17 protein-coding genes and 1 riboswitch are annotated in these 16,972 nt (G+C 44.5%); of the genes, 5 read left to right on the forward strand and 12 right to left on the reverse strand.

The window, feature by feature from the left end; translation table 11 throughout:
- Positions 1-81: 81 nt before the first annotated feature.
- The gene (locus A3K86_RS06150) at positions 82-660 is read right to left on the reverse strand and encodes a thymidine kinase (protein ID WP_068329165.1); all 579 of its coding nucleotides are present in this window, start codon (positions 658-660) and stop codon (positions 82-84) included.
- Positions 661-855: 195 nt separating this feature from the next.
- Entirely contained in the window at positions 856-2,460 is a 1,605-nt protein-coding gene (locus A3K86_RS06155) for a Na+/H+ antiporter NhaC family protein (protein ID WP_068329168.1), read from the reverse strand.
- 93 nt (positions 2,461-2,553) lie between these two features.
- Positions 2,554-2,736, reverse strand: a riboswitch (Lysine riboswitch).
- Between the two features lie 409 nt (positions 2,737-3,145).
- Between A3K86_RS06155 and A3K86_RS06160 the strand changes: the two genes are divergently transcribed.
- Positions 3,146-3,544, forward strand: a complete 399-nt coding sequence (locus A3K86_RS06160; protein ID WP_068329172.1) for an H-NS family histone-like protein — start codon at positions 3,146-3,148, stop codon at positions 3,542-3,544.
- Positions 3,545-4,011: 467 nt separating this feature from the next.
- Here the strand turns inward: A3K86_RS06160 and A3K86_RS06165 are convergent, their stop codons facing one another.
- Both A3K86_RS06165 and A3K86_RS06170 read right to left on the reverse strand, forming a co-directional pair.
- A complete protein-coding gene (locus A3K86_RS06165) occupies positions 4,012-4,977 on the reverse strand; it encodes a lytic murein transglycosylase (protein ID WP_068329176.1) in 966 nt (321 codons plus the stop codon).
- A 7-nt stretch (positions 4,978-4,984) separates the two neighbouring features.
- Positions 4,985-5,266 carry a YcgL domain-containing protein gene (locus A3K86_RS06170; RefSeq protein WP_068329179.1) on the reverse strand — a complete coding sequence of 94 codons (282 nt, stop codon included), beginning with the start codon at positions 5,264-5,266 and terminating at the stop codon, positions 4,985-4,987.
- Between the two features lie 222 nt (positions 5,267-5,488).
- On the opposite strand from A3K86_RS06170, the gene minC reads away from it, so the two are divergent.
- From minC to minE, 3 genes are read left to right on the forward strand one after another with little or no spacing between them, the layout of a single operon-like run.
- Complete coding sequence (gene minC / locus A3K86_RS06175) at positions 5,489-6,151, forward strand: septum site-determining protein MinC (RefSeq protein ID WP_068329183.1); 663 nt, start codon at positions 5,489-5,491, stop codon at positions 6,149-6,151.
- A 21-nt stretch (positions 6,152-6,172) separates the two neighbouring features.
- Positions 6,173-6,985, forward strand: a complete 813-nt coding sequence (gene minD, locus A3K86_RS06180) for a septum site-determining protein MinD (RefSeq protein WP_068329186.1) — start codon at positions 6,173-6,175, stop codon at positions 6,983-6,985.
- 2 nt (positions 6,986-6,987) lie between these two features.
- Complete coding sequence (minE, locus tag A3K86_RS06185; RefSeq protein ID WP_068329189.1) at positions 6,988-7,248, forward strand: cell division topological specificity factor MinE; 261 nt, start codon at positions 6,988-6,990, stop codon at positions 7,246-7,248.
- An 84-nt stretch (positions 7,249-7,332) separates the two neighbouring features.
- Here minE and rnd read toward each other — a convergent pair whose 3' ends face one another.
- From rnd to A3K86_RS06220, 7 genes are all read right to left on the reverse strand, one after another.
- Positions 7,333-8,454: a ribonuclease D gene (gene rnd, locus A3K86_RS06190; RefSeq protein WP_068329191.1), complete on the reverse strand. Its 1,122-nt coding sequence runs from the start codon at positions 8,452-8,454 to the stop codon at positions 7,333-7,335.
- 296 nt (positions 8,455-8,750) lie between these two features.
- Positions 8,751-10,463, reverse strand: a complete 1,713-nt coding sequence (gene fadD / locus A3K86_RS06195) for a long-chain-fatty-acid--CoA ligase FadD (RefSeq protein ID WP_068329193.1) — start codon at positions 10,461-10,463, stop codon at positions 8,751-8,753.
- A 158-nt stretch (positions 10,464-10,621) separates the two neighbouring features.
- Positions 10,622-11,494 carry an alpha/beta fold hydrolase gene (locus A3K86_RS06200; protein WP_068329196.1) on the reverse strand — a complete coding sequence of 291 codons (873 nt, stop codon included), beginning with the start codon at positions 11,492-11,494 and terminating at the stop codon, positions 10,622-10,624.
- Positions 11,495-11,524: 30 nt separating this feature from the next.
- Positions 11,525-12,073 carry a Slp family lipoprotein gene (locus A3K86_RS06205; RefSeq protein WP_068329199.1) on the reverse strand — a complete coding sequence of 183 codons (549 nt, stop codon included), beginning with the start codon at positions 12,071-12,073 and terminating at the stop codon, positions 11,525-11,527.
- Between the two features lie 74 nt (positions 12,074-12,147).
- Positions 12,148-12,438 carry a hypothetical protein gene (locus tag A3K86_RS06210; RefSeq protein ID WP_068329206.1) on the reverse strand — a complete coding sequence of 97 codons (291 nt, stop codon included), beginning with the start codon at positions 12,436-12,438 and terminating at the stop codon, positions 12,148-12,150.
- Positions 12,439-12,467: 29 nt separating this feature from the next.
- Entirely contained in the window at positions 12,468-13,169 is a 702-nt protein-coding gene (gene tsaB / locus A3K86_RS06215; RefSeq protein WP_068329209.1) for a tRNA (adenosine(37)-N6)-threonylcarbamoyltransferase complex dimerization subunit type 1 TsaB, read from the reverse strand.
- 22 nt (positions 13,170-13,191) lie between these two features.
- Positions 13,192-15,129: an ATP-dependent DNA helicase gene (locus tag A3K86_RS06220; protein ID WP_068329212.1), complete on the reverse strand. Its 1,938-nt coding sequence runs from the start codon at positions 15,127-15,129 to the stop codon at positions 13,192-13,194.
- Between the two features lie 173 nt (positions 15,130-15,302).
- Here A3K86_RS06220 and purU point away from each other — a divergent pair, with 173 nt between their 5' ends.
- The gene (purU, locus tag A3K86_RS06225) at positions 15,303-16,136 is read left to right on the forward strand and encodes a formyltetrahydrofolate deformylase (RefSeq protein ID WP_068329215.1); all 834 of its coding nucleotides are present in this window, start codon (positions 15,303-15,305) and stop codon (positions 16,134-16,136) included.
- Positions 16,137-16,227: 91 nt separating this feature from the next.
- On the opposite strand, the gene A3K86_RS06230 is transcribed toward purU, so the two are convergent.
- Positions 16,228-16,812: a VOC family protein gene (locus A3K86_RS06230; protein ID WP_068329217.1), complete on the reverse strand. Its 585-nt coding sequence runs from the start codon at positions 16,810-16,812 to the stop codon at positions 16,228-16,230.
- Positions 16,813-16,972 lie beyond the last annotated feature (160 nt).

Consider the following 16,972-nt stretch of genomic DNA (forward strand, 5'->3'; position numbering starts at 1 on the left):
AACTTACTCAAAGTATTAAAATGAAAAAGCCCGCATAAATATTATTTATGCGGGCTTCATATATTCTATTTTCGAATAAAATTAGCGACCAAGCGCTTCTTTATAGTGCTTGCGGCAAACCGACACGTAGCGATCGTTACCGCCAATCACCACTTGATCGCCATCGGCAATCGCTTTACCCGTTTCATCTTGGCGGATCACCATATTGGCTTTACGACCACAATGGCAAATGGTTTTCAGCTCTACCAATTTATCAGCCCAAGAAAGTAAGTAGCGACTACCTTCAAACAACTCGCCACGAAAATCACTACGTAAACCGTAACAAAGCACCGGAATATTGAGCTTATCCACCACTTCGGTCAGCTGATAAACCTGCTCTTTACTCAAGAACTGACATTCATCGACCAGTACACAATCCACTTTGGTTTCATTATCTAGTGAGATCACTTTTTCAAGCAAATCATCTGACGCCGTAAATAACTCAGCTTCTTGCTGCAAGCCGATACGTGATGTTACTTTGCCTTTGCCGTAACGATCATCGATGGCTGCCGTAAAGATCACTGGCGTCATGCCACGCTCACGGTAGTTAAACGAAGATTGCAATAAGGTCGTCGATTTACCGGCGTTCATTGCAGAATAATAAAAATACATCTGGGCCATGAGGCTTCCCTGGTGTTAGTCGGTGTCAAGATAATGCGGGCAAGATGCTACAGAAAATAACCCCAAAATTAAAGCCAGCAACGCAGATCAAATAAGCATTCATCCCTGATTTTGATCGTCATCGCTTTTATAGCCTCAATAAAAAAGCCAGCACCGAAATGCTGGCTTAGTTAACCCTCTAAAGCATTCAACTGCTTACAACATATTGGCATGAGTGGCCGACGATAGACGGCGACGCGACATCCAACCAAGAATTGAACAAACAATAATGAAGGCCAAAGTTGCAGCAAGGAAAGAAACAGCTAACGAATCTGTAAAGCCCAGTACCAAGAAACCCACAGATGAAACTAACGCAACAGAAAGCGCATACGGTAGCTGGGTCGATACGTGATCAATATGATGACAACGCGCACCGGTCGAAGACAAGATCGTGGTATCAGAGATAGGTGAACAGTGATCACCAAATACTGAGCCTGCCAATACTGCCGCTAGCATAGGTAGCATCAGTGAGATCTCGGTTGCAGCCGCTAAGTCGCCCGCGATTGGTAACATGATGCCGAAAGTACCCCATGAAGTACCAGTCGAGAATGCCATCACACCTGCTAATAGGAATAAAATTACCGGCAAGAGTACTGGGTTAATATTACCTTGTACTAACGTCGATAAATATTTACCTGTCGCCATATCACCAATAACGCTACCGATACTCCAAGCGAACAACAGAATTAAGATGGCACCAAACATTGATTTCGCACCAATCCATAAAGTATGCATTACTTGCGAAGCCGGAATCCCCTGACGAATAACAGGGATCAATGCGGCAATTAAACCAATCAAGCCACCGTAGCACAACGAAGTACCAACATCGGTATTTTCAAATGCACCTAATAAATTAAAGGCGACACCATCTGCTGCTAGCGCTTGGTAACCTGTGAAGATCAAGAAGAAGAAAGTCGCAGCAATTAATGCCACAATTGGCATAACTAAATCAGCAACACGACCATTTTGACTTTCTTCAATTTCAAGCTCGTCATTTAAATCTTTTGCTTGGCTGTCATCATCACCTTCATCAAAACCATGACCATGACTAGCAGCTAATTCTTGCTTTAACATTGGACCCACATCAATTTGGAACCAAGCAACAGCAAATACCATTAATAATGCAAACACCGCATAGAAATTCATAGGCGCTAACTGCATAAAAGCACTTAATGCAGAATACTCTGTAATGCCGTGAGAAACTAAAATGCCACCGATAATGGTAATAATGTATGCACCCCAACTAGAAGCTGGCATCAATACACACATAGGCGCGGCTGTTGAATCAAGAATATAAGCAAGTTTGGCACGAGATACGTAGTAACGATCTGTTACCGGACGAGCAATTGCCCCTACAGCTAGGCTATTAAAATAGTCGTCAACAAAAATGAAAACACCTAGAAATGCTGCAAGAAGTTTCGAGCCACGCTTGCTCTTAATTCGTGTTTGCGCCCATTCTGCAAATGCACGCGTACCACCTGATAAGGTTAATAGTGCCGTTGTCATTCCTAACAGAATTAGAAATGCAACAATACTCATATTCCAACTATTAATAGCACCATCGTCGATGAATAATCCTTTAACGATAGAACCTACATAGCTTGCGGTGTGTGAAAAAGAAAAGTCAGTAAGTAATAGTGCACCTAGCACTACACCCATGCCTAAAGACAATAAAACGCGACGCGTTAAAATTGCTAAGCCTAATGCCACCAGCGGGGGCAATAATGAAACTGAGGAATGAGAAAAATCTACAATATTCATGATCTCTGCTACAACCGATCCTGGTTGGAGATCTACTGCTGACAAGGAAATGTCATATGACGAGATGCGTATAAGGAGAGACTCCCTCTCCGACCCCACAGTAGCGCTCCATAGTTAATGTCATTATATACTATGGCAGTGTTGACCCTGTTCGGTGACAACCCCAGCAAGATGAGTTGATAGCTCATTCTCACTTCGGCATTGGCTCCTTTCACTTGCCATCACTGGAATCACCTCCGGCAAACTACTTATAGACAATGCGCCTCTACCCTTAATAGGTTCAACCCATTCTACGGTAAGAAACCAAAGATGCAATAAGTTAAGGTGAATTTTTTAACAATTATAGTGAATAATTTTACCCTGACGATTAAAAAACGAACAACCACGTACACTTAGTTTCCTTTATACATCTTACCTTGAGCTAAAAAGTAGCTTTAGATCTCACTTTAAAACCTAAAAACAACAAATACTCTTCATTTAGCTTAGCAGTAACCAATATCTTAAATGAGTTAAGTTTGCGGCAAAATTTGAAGCTCTTTATGAAAAAGAACTCACGCTAAATAAAGATAAGTCACTTTTAATAAATAAATGTTTGGCAATTCTTAAATGTAATATTACTATTGCACTTATTAACTTTTGGCTGCTATTATTATTTCAAGCCAGTTTAAACAAACAGGAAATAAAAATGTCTGACGCATTAAAAGCACTATTAAACCTTCGTAGCCTACGTGCGCTAGCTCGTGAATATACACTAGAGCAACTACAAGAAGGTTTAGAAAAACTACAAACCGTTGTTTCTGAGCGTGAAGAATCAGAAGCAGAAGATCGCGCGAAAGAAAAAGAGCGTGAAGAAAAACTAAATCAATACCGTGAAATGCTACTAGCTGACGGTATCGACCCAGAAGAGCTACTAAACTCTCTAGGTGGTAAAGCACCAAAAGCTAAACGTCCAGCTCGCCCTGCTAAATACAAGTTCATTGACGAAAACGGTCAAGAAAAAACTTGGACAGGCCAAGGTCGTACACCTTCTGCACTAAAAGCAGCACTAGACGAAGGTCGTTCTCTAGAAGAATTTGAAATCTAATTTTCAATTTTCTTAAAAAGCCCGGCAATGCTGGGCTTTTTTGTATCTCAAATCTGAGTTTTTAATTCAGCTTATGAAAATTTTTCATTCAATACTGCGCAAAACACCCCACATCAACCTAGCTCACACCACTCTCTTTTTCCCAGTAAAACAGCGCAAAATAATATGGAATAGTCAGACAGATTATCCACACCTGACTACAAATAGACATATCAATAATTGTTTAACCCTCAAGATGCATAAACTCTCATAATGATTAAACACGATAGCTTTGCATTAGAGCTCTCAACCTAGTCGCTCCGTTGAATCAATCGTTATCTCTTTATTCAGCAAGTAGTTAGCATCACAACGGTAAAACGAGAGTAAAAGCACGTTTTATTATGTATAAAAAAGCAAACATTATGAGCTACATTTCCAGCCATAAAAAAGCCAGACTAAAAAGCCTGGCTTAGTAACATCATTTAAGCTTATTTGATTCTGTCAGCTAAGTGACTCACCGCAAGCGCAAAGTAATGTGAACGATTCCACTTCAATAATGTTTGGTAATTACCATATATCAAGTAAGCACGCCCTTTTTGATCATCTGGTTGAATTAACCAAGCATCAATATCAACATTTGGTAACGCATCGCCATTAAGCTTACGCACTCCTAACGCCTGCCACTCTTGTAAAGACTTCGCTTTCTCTAGCTGAACCCCTTTGAGGTCTTTAGAAAGCGTAGGAATACTAACCTGACGTCCCCACGTATAAGTATCGTCCCAACCTGACTTACTCAGATAATTGGCAGCTGAAGCGAATACATCGGCTTTAGTTTTCCAAATATCAACGCGACCATCATTATTTCCGTCCACAGCGAACGTTAGAAAAGATGTTGGCATAAACTGAGGTTGCCCCATCGCGCCCGCCCAAGAACCTTTCATTTCTTTTGCGGTAATATGGCCTTCATCTAGAATTTGTAAGGCTGCCATTACTTGCTTACGGAAAAATGCTTCACGGCGTCCTTCATAAGCCAATGTCGATAAAGCTTCAATCACATTATAGTTGCCCATTAAGCGACCAAAGTTACTCTCTACACCCCATAGCGCGACAATAAAACGTGGTTGAACACCATATTTGTTCCCAATCGCTTCCAACGTCGTTTTATGCTGTTGATAAAGCTCATTCGCTTGCTTTACTTTCCAATCAGGGACTGCACGTGGAATATATTCATCCAGTGTGAGTTTACGCTCTGGCTGATTTTTATCGGCTTTTACTGCGCGTTCGGTAAAAGTGATCCCGTCAAAAGCAGAAGCAAGAATTTCATCTGAAATACCATTTTGCTTTGCTTCAACTTTTAAGCCTTCGACGTACTTATCAAACCCCTCGTCAGCAAATGCTGTACTTGAGGCACCTATCCCTATGGCCACTAAGACCGAAATCAAACGCTTATACATATAAACCTTAAGACTTTTTAGCCGCCTTGGCTGCTTTATATTCATCTAGTAAATTGGTCACTGGTGGTGGCAATTGTAAATAAAAACCAACAGTCTCCAAATCCGATTTCACTTTTTCCACATCAGCGAGCGCTAATTTGCGATCACCTGCTAAATTCACCACCATCACAAATGTTGGTCTACCGAAAGTTGCGAGCAAAGATTCAGGCACTGCTGAAAAATCATCTTTCTTTGTAATATATAGGTACGTATTTTCTTTTTTAGAACTTTTATAGATAGAACAAAACATTTTGCTGCCTGTTAGTTACGCTCTTATTAACATCAGACCATATCATTGGGATTTCATTCCCTATCAATAAAGCTTTTTTTGCTGATCAGATGAGAGCTTTGTCTGAATTTACAACGCTGACGCAAGGATAGCTTGCTGATAAACGGTTTGGAATATAACATGCATATACCTATGTGATAACGTATCTGAACGGCTAATTTCGCTTCAGTCACTAAAAAGAATATGACCAAACAGGCAGAACTGAAAGGGAGCTCCTACACGCTCTCAGCACTTCATCTCAGCAATGAAGACATTCAACAGGCAACGGATTATTTAAAAGAGAAAGTTAATCAAGCGCCGAATTTTTTTGCTGCCGCACCGATTGTCATCGATGTTTCAAATGCAGGCACCAACATTGACTTTAAAGAGCTCAAAAATGGTGTCACTGAAGCTGGGATGATCCCTGTTGGTGTCAGTGGCTGTAAGAATGCCCTCATGCAACAGCAGGCCAGAGACGCTGGATTTGCCCTAATGAATGCAGCTAAACAAGCGCAGGCAGCCAAGCCTGTGGTTGAGCCAACCCGCATCATTGACACACCAGTCCGGTCAGGTCAGCAAATTTATGCTAAGAATTGTGATCTAGTAGTCATGAGTAATGTCAGCCCTGGTGCTGAGATTATTGCCGATGGTTGTATTCATGTTTTCGGCGCCTTACGCGGTCGTGCTATTGCTGGTGCCAACGGTCAACAGCAAGCGCGTATTTTCTGCCACAACCTTCAGCCAGAACTGGTCTCGATTGATGGCAAGTTTTGGCTAAGTGATAAAATTCCAGATAAACACTGGGGCAAAGGTGCTGTTATCTCACTTGCTGAAAATAATTTAAATATAGAGCCACTCGCTCTATAACGTTTTATAAGGAATTAATAAATGGCGCGTATTATCGTTGTTACCTCTGGTAAAGGTGGCGTTGGTAAAACAACATCAAGTGCAGCTATCGCATCTGGCCTAGCTGTAAAAGGCAAAAAAACCGTGGTTATCGACTTCGATATTGGCCTACGTAATCTTGATTTGATTATGGGCTGTGAACGTCGAGTGGTTTACGATTTCGTTAATGTGATTAACGGTGAAGCAAACCTTAATCAAGCAATGATTAAAGACAAGCGCGTAGAAAACCTATTCGTTCTACCTGCGTCTCAAACCCGTGATAAAGATGCGCTTAACCGTGAGGGGGTTGAGCGTGTACTCAACAACCTTGACGAGATGGGTTTTGAATTCATCATTTGTGATTCACCCGCTGGCATTGAGACAGGCGCACTAATGGCGTTATACTTTGCTGACGAAGCGATTGTAACCACCAACCCTGAAATTTCATCTGTTCGCGACTCTGACCGCATCTTAGGTATTCTGGATTCGAAATCTCGCCGTGCAGAAAACGCTGAAGAGCCAGTGAAAACACACCTGCTCCTAACTCGCTACAACCCTGCTCGTGTTGAGTGTGGTGATATGCTTAGCGTAAGTGATGTTGAAGACGTTCTGCACATTCCACTTGTTGGTGTGATCCCAGAATCACAAGCGGTACTGAATGCATCGAACAAAGGTGAGCCTGTTATTTTCGATACCGAATCTGATGCAGGCCAAGCTTATGAAGATACCGTCGCGCGTCTATTGGGTGAGGAACGCCCATACCGATTCTTAGAGGAAGAGAAAAAAGGCTTCCTTAAACGCTTATTTGGAGGCTGATAATGGCACTGCTCGAGTTTTTCCGTCCAAAGAAAACCAAAACAGCCAATGTAGCAAAAGAGCGCTTACAGATCATCGTGGCTGAACGCCGCTCTGCGAGTCAATCAACACCAAGCTACATTCCGCAGTTGAAGCAAGATATTCTGGAAGTGATCCGCAAGTACGTGCACATCAGTCCAGATCAGGTGAGTGTTAACCTAGACCAGAAAGAAGAAGATCTGGCGGTACTAGAGTTAAATGTCACGCTACCAGAAGATAAATAATATCGCTGGTATCCAGACACTAAAAAAGCTTGTAAAAAAAGCCACTGATTTCAGTGGCTTTTTTATTGGTTCTCGATGTCGACTTTAGCGATCTAGCAGTGGTAACACTCGCGATTCAAATAACGGCTTACGCCATGTTTTTAACATCTCGGGCATTTTGTCTGCTGGGCATTGTTGTTTCCATGCCCATGAGATCAACTGGTTAATTTGTTTCTTTGATGCCAAAAATTCTGAAGCTAACCCTGTTTCCGCTTCAACCTTGGTCACTTCGTCTTTGATTTTCTTCACCAGCTGCTTATAGCCGCTCAAATCGACCAAACGGACAATCTTCTCAGGGAAATCGCTTGGGTTCATCGCTTCTGCATCGAACACCATTTTCACTAAACGGCCAGCATGACGCTGAATTTCACGCTCATCAAAACCTTCACGTGCCATTACCGCTTTGGATTTAATGCCGTAACGTGCCACTTTCCACAGATTAAGCTCTTTGATAATAAAATTCAGGGCGATATCACGCTTGCGCGCTTCCAAAACACGCCACTTTGCGAGTTTTTGCAAGGTCGCAAGTTGTTGTGGGTTAAGCTGCCATGCGTTTTTAATATCCAAGTACGCTTTTTCTGGGTCTTGCTGCTGAGTACGCTTGAGCATCAAGCTATTACACTCTTGTTCTAGCGCTTCATACCAGCCTTGCTGCTGTACTTTCTCTAACAGGCTTTCAAACAGTGGCTGAAGGTAGAAAACATCCGCAGCCGCGTAGTCGAGTTGCTTATCCGTTAATGGACGCGCTAACCAGTTTGTACGTGCTTCACCTTTTTCTAAGTCAACACCCACATATTCGCTTACCAATGCGCCGAAGCCAGTCGAAATACCGTGGCCCAAGAAAGCCGCCATGATTTGCGTATCAAGCATAGGGACAGGTAGACAGCCAGCATAGTGCTGGAACACTTCAAGGTCTTCGCCACAAGCATGCAGCACCTTGATCACAGATTGATCTTGTAACAGTGCCCATAGCGGCGATAAATCTTCAATAGCAACCGGATCGATTAATGATAGGTGCGTACCATCAAACAACTGGATCAAACCCAGCTTAGGATACAAGGTACGAGTACGAACAAATTCGGTATCCAACATTACATACTGCTGGGTCGCCGCTTGTTCACATACCGTTGTCAGTTTTTCTGTTGTTGTAATTATTTCAAAATTCACAGCAAGCCTTTTCTACACAATGTTGTGGGGAAATTCATTTCACTAATCAAATAGTAAAATCGGCATGAGCGCTTAACTGAAGAATCATCTTTGCCTTAATTGAAAACTCAATTCATAAAGCCTTTCACAACATCAAGGCGCTATTATCATTGCGTGTTCAAAGAGGATTCGTCAGTTATCGCTCACCATTTTCCACAAGCTAAAAAGAAAAAGTGCCAGCATAGCTGACACTTTGATAAGTAACCTATTGTAACCCATAAATGATGTCGATGGCGAAAGCCATTCATCAATAGGATTTAAGCCTGAGGCTCAGCCGCCTTTTCTGCGCTTTGCTCTTGCTTTTGGTCTAGCTCTTCACGCAAGGCACGACGTAGGATTTTACCTACATTCGTTTTCGGCAGTTCATCGCGGAACTCAACTAACTTAGGCACTTTATAGCCTGTTAGGTGTTCACGACAGTGAGCAATCAAGTCGTCACGCGTCAGTGTTGAGTCACGCTTAACTACGCACACTTTCACAATTTCACCCGACACATGGTGAGGAACACCAATCGCCGCCACTTCTAGCACTTTACCGTGCAGAGCGACTACATCTTCGATTTCGTTCGGGTAAACGTTAAAGCCAGAAACCAAAATCATGTCTTTCTTACGATCAACAATATGAAGGAAACCATCTTGATCGAAGCGAACGATATCACCGGTTGATAACCAACCGTCTTCGGTCAAAATATCTTTGGTATCGTCAGGGCGCTGCCAGTAACCTTTCATTACCTGAGGACCACGAACTTGCAACTCACCAACTTGGTCGTTACCTACCACATTGCCTTCGTCATCAACCAAACGCACTTCTGTTGATGGTACTGGCAAACCGATTGAGCCATTGTATTCCACAAGGTCGTACGGGTAAGCCGCAACTAATGGAGAACACTCAGTCAGACCGTAACCTTCTAGTAGGTAGTTACCTGTCGTTGCCTGCCACTTTTCAGCAACAGCACGTTGAACAGCCATACCACCGCCAACAGAAAGACGTAGGTTACTAAAGTCGAGTTTCGAGAAATCTTCATTGTTAAGTAGGGCGTTAAACAGGGTATTTACACCTGTGATCGCCGTAAACGGGTAACGCTGAAGCTCTTTAACAAACGTCGGAATATCACGAGGGTTTGTGATAAGCAGACTCTGACCGCCCATTTCGATAAATAGTAAGCAGTTCACTGTCAGTGCGAATACGTGGTACAGCGGTAACGCAGTCACCACCAGCTCGCGACCTTCTGTCAATACTGGACCGTAAGCCGCTTTTGCCTGCATAACGTTAGCCAGCATATTACGGTGTGTCAGGATAGCCCCTTTCGCCACACCTGTAGTACCACCTGTGTACTGAAGAAACGCGGTATCATCACCAGACATGAATGGCTTCACGTACTGCATACGACGACCTTTGCGCAGCGCAGAGCGCAGCGAAATCGCATGAGGCAAATCATACTTAGGCACCATCTTCTTGACGTATTTCACCACGAAGTTCACTAGTGTGCCTTTAGGGCGTGATAGCTGATCGCCAAGACGAGTTAAGATCACATGCTCAACGCCAGTGTTCTTCACAATGCTCTCAAGGGTGTGAGCAAAGTTCGACACAATGACAATTGCTTTCGCGCCTGCGTCATTCAGTTGATGTTCTAGCTCGCGAGGAGTGTAAAGTGGGTTCACATTCACAGCGACACAACCCGCACGCAGAATACCAAAGAGTGCAATTGGGTATTGCAGCAAGTTTGGCATCATCACCGCAACACGGTCGCCTTTTTTCAGCTTTAATTCATTTTGGAGATAAGCAGCAAATGCACGGCTACGCTCTTCCAATTTACGGAAGGTCATCACCTGCCCCATGTTGATGAAGGCAGTCTGATCTGCGTATTTCTGCGCAGATTGCTCGAACATCTCGACTAATGATGGGTATTGATCTGGTGTAATTTCTGCCGGTACATCTTCCGGATAGCGGTTAAGCCAAACCTTATCCACTTGCACTCTCCTGTTTATTGGCATTGAAGCCTATTGATTTGCTGTAAAGCGTATAACAATCCCTAGCCTGATTAAGGGCTTAATTTGGGAATAGGTATTGTCTAAACAATACGTTACGCGCATTACAGCATAAGTAACATACAATTAACACAAACTGATTAGACCAGACTTTCAATTTTTGATACGTACAGCATAATCTGTTCGCAAACCGTCAGTGGGCTTTCAAGGTGACAGTGATGTCCCCCGCTCACAGTGACTTGTTGAATGTCTGGGATCCACTCTAATTCCGGTGCTCTCTGTTGTAGGCGAGGAAAACCTTGTTCACCCACAATAGACAAAACCGGACACGAAATTTCCCGTAAATACGCTTCTGAATGTGCTTTCGTCATCCGATATAACGAATCACAACGCAAGCGCTCATCATGACGCCAATACCAAGCGCCATCGATTTCTACTACTCCTCGCTCAACCAAAGGTCGAATTTGCTCAGGTGTAACATGATTAATATTGCACCTTAGCGCTATCGCTTGCTCTAAAGAGCGCATAGCACGGCGCGGCTTCTGTTGTTGCTTGGTACGAAAACGTTGACGACTCAAAATCCCATCACGTAATCGTTGAATCGCGTTTTCAGGCGCTTCATATAAAGGACCAAGCCCTTCAATTAACACCAAGCCCGCCACCTTTTCCGGAAAAGCACCGCAATAAGCAGAAGCAACCAAAGCACCTAACGAATGACCTACCAACACTAGTGAGCGACACTCAAGTTGATTAATAACTTGGTGTAAGTCATCTAAGTAATCTGCAAAGTGGTAATAGTTGTCACCATCGCGACGTTCAGAGTGACCATGACCCGGCCAATCCAATGCCATCAACCGATAGTGATGACCAAGCTGTGGGAATAGAGCGCTGAAACTTGCTGCATTGTCTTGCCAGCCATGCAGGAATAACAACAACGGCTTTTCATCTTCACTCACGCCAGCTGATAAACCAGCCAATTGACGCTCTGCGAGCTGAAAAGCCATTTCTTTCATTTTTACCCTGTCTGTATCGTATGCAACTAATTACTTAGTTACTCGATGGTATACCTCACCTCGGGTTGTGCCAAACCCAAAATAAGAACAACGTGAACCAAGGCAACTATGGTATGAGTCAAAATCGTCGATTCGAATTTCCTGCTTCACTCGCCAGATCTGATGTCCAGCAACATCAACAACAGGGAAAACGTAATCAAACTCACCAACTTGTCCGTCTTCTTTACCTGTTAGACGACCTGCTACCGTTACTAAACGGTCTGGCGCATATTCTAATGGTTCAAGAAAGCCGGGAACATACGCAACAAAACGACCAATCGGCTTAGCGTCGATTCGAGGTCTGCCATCCGATGTTAGCGGTAAGCTCGCAATTTCAAGTCGAGTGCGTGTCTTTTCGTTTTTCACAGCCGCAATAATGCCGCCCAAACGCACTTCTTCCCCTTGCGCACCATCGGGATCATCAATGATCACAGCCAAATCGGTAATTGGTGATTCGGTTTGCGTTTTTAGTGTTTCTGGTAAGCTGGCGCAGCCTACCATAAAGACTAATATCCCCCCAAGAAATAGCTTTTTAAACATGAGTTTCTCCGTTGCATTTGTTCATTATGCGCGCAGATTTCAATCACGTTAGGGGGAATTCGCTATCCACGCCCTTAGGCGTAAACATCTACCCCTATCATGGCTGAAAGCGCTTCGCGTTTATTGTGATGCATCACGTCCAAATATGAGTCCACAGCTTCACGGTGTTTACCATCAGGCTGATCGTATTGAATGTGACTATGGGCTTCTTGCAATAAAGCAGCATGATCAGCCGAGCGCACCGACTGGGTAACCGCTTTTGAAACCGGGGTTGGCTCTGTCGCTGGACGCGAGGTAGGCGTTTTTGAAACCCGCGGCTTAGGCTGCGGGTTTATCGAAGGAGGTAATCGATTAATTGAAACCATAATGTCCTACCTCTCGTTAAAGGGGTGAATTACTCACGACCTGGTAGTTTTTTCCACGTTACTTTGTCACGTAGGTAAACAGGACTCGCCTGTTCAGCATCAACCGCTTCACCACGTGCAAATGCAAAGTTCGCTAGTACCACCATGTCTTGTGTATCTGGGTAAAGAATGGTGCCTTGTTCTGTTTCGACATCGAGCTGAGCCAGAGGTTCAGCATATTCGCCCCAACCTGTACCCGCCGTAAACCACGTGTCTTTTTGTGCTTCGAAATTAGCCAGTAGATCAGCGGGGGCAATCACCATCTCATCACCTTGTACTAACCAATCACCATTAGCTTGGCGCTGGTATTGACCCCAGTAGATCTCACCCATACGCGCATCAATCGCGGTTAATACACGCTCTGATTGGTGAAGGCGGTAAGTACCTTGTGCCATGGTTGCAAGGGTTGATACGCCAACCATAGGTAGATCGGCACCAAATGCCAAACCTTGTGCAATACCAATACCAATACGTACGCCAGTGAAACTACCCGGACCACGACCAAAAGCAAGCGCATCCAGTTGCTGGAGTGTTACGCCGCCTTCTGCCAAGACTTCATCCACCATTGGCAAGATTTTTGTGGTGTGTTCACGCGGAGCATACTCGCAACGTGAAATAACATCTTCACCCACCATTAGGGCAACGGAACAGTTTTCGGTTGCGGTATCAACCGCCAGAATTTTGGTGCTCATTCAAGCCTCTGAATGCTATTTATTACTTATCTTCGTCGCCATCAACTTGGTTGATAGCACTGAGAAATCGTCCTACGCCTTCTACATCACGAGTGCGTGGTATCGCTGGTAAACTTCGTAAGAATACAGCGCCGTATGGACGCGTTACCAAGCGATTATCGCAAATCACCAATACGCCTTTATCCTGTTTATCTCGGATTAAACGTCCCACCCCTTGTTTCAGAGTGATCACGGCATCAGGGATTTGCACTTGCGAAAAGGGATCGCCACCTCGTAATCGACAATCTTCAATCCGCGCTTTCAGTAAAGGATCATCCGGCGCGGTAAAAGGCAATTTGTCGATAATAACACAGCTAAGGGCCTGCCCTCTAACATCAATTCCTTCCCAGAATGCGCCTGTTGCCACCAATAGAGCATTACCGAGCTCTAAATATTCCGCTAACAAGCGCTGTTTGGTGGTTTCCCCCTGCGCGAGGACTGGAATATCTAGGCTGGCACGAAACCCTTCCGCAAGGTCACGCACCATCTGATGAGATGTACAAAGGAAGAAACAGCGCCCTTGGTTATTTTCAATCAGAGGTGACAACATCTCCACCAGCTTATCGGCGACACCAAAGCTGTTTGGCTCAGGCAAAAAGCGCGGCACACACAACATGGCTTGCGATTGGTAATCAAACGGACTTTCTAAGGAAAACTGCTGTTTCGGCTCAATCCCAAGGCGATGACTAAAGTGACCAAAGTCTTCATCCACCGCTAATGTTGCCGAAGTAAAAATCCACGCGCCTTGTTGCTGCTGCATCTGTTCTCGGAATTTATCCGCGACCGATAACGGCGTGATATTCAAACTAAAGTGACGCGGCGTACATTCATACCAGTAGGAATATCCGGTAATCGAGGTATCAGCCAAACGCTCTAAACGCGCTTTTAATAAGGTGGCACGCTCAAAGGCTGCGTCCAATAATTGGCTGCGCCCAAGCGCCAGTTTTAGCACTTCGTGTGCGAGTTCAAGGGCATCGTTTAATCGCACTAATTCCCGCTGAATAGCAGGATTGGCAGAGGCTTCACGCCAGTTACCACGAAAACCCGGCTCTCCTAACACCAAACGCATTTCGGCAGCCGCTTGGGCTAGACGATCCGCCATTTTCTGTAACTGACGCATATCCTTGGCTTCGGTGCGATAACCAATTTCAATGTCTTTTGCCAACTCTTGTAGCTGGCGGCTCGATAAGCTTTGTCCGAAGTACTGACTGGCAATATCTGGCATCTGGTGGGCTTCATCGAAAATAAACACTTCCGCTTCGGGGATAAGCTCACCGAAACCTGTGTCTTTGATCGCCAGATCGGCAAGGAATAAATGATGGTTCACCACCACCAAATCCGCTTCCATTGCACGGCGGCGTGCTTTAACCACAAAGCAATCGTCGTAAGAAGGGCATTCTCGACCAAGGCAGTTATCGTTGGTAGAAGTGATCATCGGCAACACAGGGCTATCTTCAGCGATGCTTTCACATTCCCCTAAATCGCCAGTTTTGGTCGCCGACGACCAAGAGCGGATAGAAACCAACTGACTCAATAAGGTTGGGTCTGCGTACTGACCATGGCTTTCGGTAATTTGACGGCTTAAGCGGTCGTGGCACAAATAGTTACTACGTCCTTTAAGCAGCGCCACTCGACCAGTAAAGCCCAGCGCTTTCGCCATTAACGGTAAATCGCGATGAAACAGCTGTTCCTGTAAGTTTTTTGAACCCGTACTAATGATGGTTTTCTTACCGCGTACCAAAGCAGGTACCACATAAGCAAAAGTCTTACCCGTACCCGTTCCCGCTTCTACCACGAGTTGAGTTTGATCGGTGATCGCACTATCGACCGCTTTCGCCATATCAATCTGTGGCTGACGCGCCTGAAACCCCGGAATGGCTTGCGCAAGCGCCCCACCGTCGGCAAAAAACTTTTCAATCATAGTATTGGTTATTTATACAGTAGATAACGCGCCATTATGCCAATATTCAACGCTGACGACCACGGCTATTTGTGCCGATTCTCAGCCAAGACACAGGAAAGGCTTTGACCCTGCATAAAATTCAGAGTAATTAATTAAATAGACAGGACAAAAATTATGATTCAAGGAAGACAATGGAAAAGAAAACCTTACGCACCGAGTGCCCTGATGCCGTGGGCTTGATCTCGAAAATCACCAATATCTGCTATAAGCACCAACTGAATATTATTCATAACAATGAATTTGTTGATAACACCAATCAACAATTTTTCATGCGCACCGAGCTAGAGGGCGTGTTTAACGACCAAACCTTCCTCTACGATCTTGACCAAGCCCTACCCAAAGGCACTCAACGCCAGTTAATTAGCTCTGCACGCAAGCGCATTGTGATCATGGTGACCAAAGAAGCCCATTGCTTGGGTGATATTTTAGTGAAAGCCATGGATGGATGTCTTGATGTTGAAATTGCGGCTGTCGTTGGCAATTACGATACCCTACAAAACCTCACTGAAAAGTTTGATATTCCATTCCACTACATTAGCCATCAAGGGATCAGTCGCGAAGAACACGAAGCTGCATTGTTACAAGCTATCGACCAATACCAACCCGATTACGTGGTGCTGGCAAAATACATGCGCATCCTAACGCCTGAATTTGTTGCGCATTACCCTAATCAAATCATCAATATTCACCACAGTTTCTTGCCTGCATTTATTGGGGCGAAGCCGTACCAACAAGCATATGAGCGCGGGGTTAAGATCATTGGTGCCACAGCCCACTTTGTTACCAATGATTTGGATGAAGGGCCGATCATCACCCAAAATGTCATTCCGGTTGATCACAACTTTAGTGCTAGCGATATGGCTCGTTCAGGGCGCGACGTCGAAAAGACGGTATTGAGCAAAGCGCTGGGATTGGTATTGGACGATAGAGTCTTTGTGCTTAATAACCGCACCGTCATCTTGTAACTCAACGAATAGTTCTAGTAAGCCGTAAAAGAAAGGCGTGCTCATGGCACGCCTTATCATTGGCAATTATGACAGTGCGCTAATTACGCAATTATTCGGCTTCGCTTTCAATCACCGCTTTTAAGCTACAAGGGTGAAGTTTGATACAAACATTTCCTTTCTTAAAAGCATAAGTAGGGTTAGCTAAGCGCTCGTGTTCACCCGATGGCGAACTCGCTTTCACCTTTATCCCTTTTTCCGTCAAGCTATCCCATGCCAATGTTGGCAACGTTTGCTCTAGCGCGACTTTCAGCTCATCGGTATTAGCTGATGCCGATGGAATAACAAACTCAACATGCTCCCAACCCTGCTGCGGGTACACTTTGTCGCTTGGGTACGGCAGTTCAAGCGCTTCAATTGTCCAACCATCTACTTGCAGCGGCTTTTCAAAACCAATGACCACAATGGGACGACCATTGATTTCATTGACCGACCACTCCTCACCGTATGCCAACCAAGCATGGTGCAACTGTTTCGCCAACGAAAGGTCATTAACACGCAAAGCAATATGATCAGCTTGGTATGAGCTGAGATCCACCTCTAGGTCGGCGGCTAATTGCGCAATCTCGGCCATAAATGTCGGTAAGGCTGCCAACATTTGTTCTGGATGTAGTCCAGCGTCAGTGAGCTTCTGCATGTTTTTCTCCTCAAAATTCTCTTTCGTTACCCTACCACAAAGCCAATTTTAATGGGCGGTGGGTAATTCTTATCGCAAGCGCATAATTATCCACGTTTTAGCCATCGACGAAAGTACAATGATGCCCGTGACAGACCTTATAACATCTTGGCTGATGCAT

The sequence above is a fragment of the Photobacterium jeanii genome, assembly GCF_001650345.1.
Taxonomy (GTDB): domain Bacteria; phylum Pseudomonadota; class Gammaproteobacteria; order Enterobacterales; family Vibrionaceae; genus Photobacterium; species Photobacterium jeanii.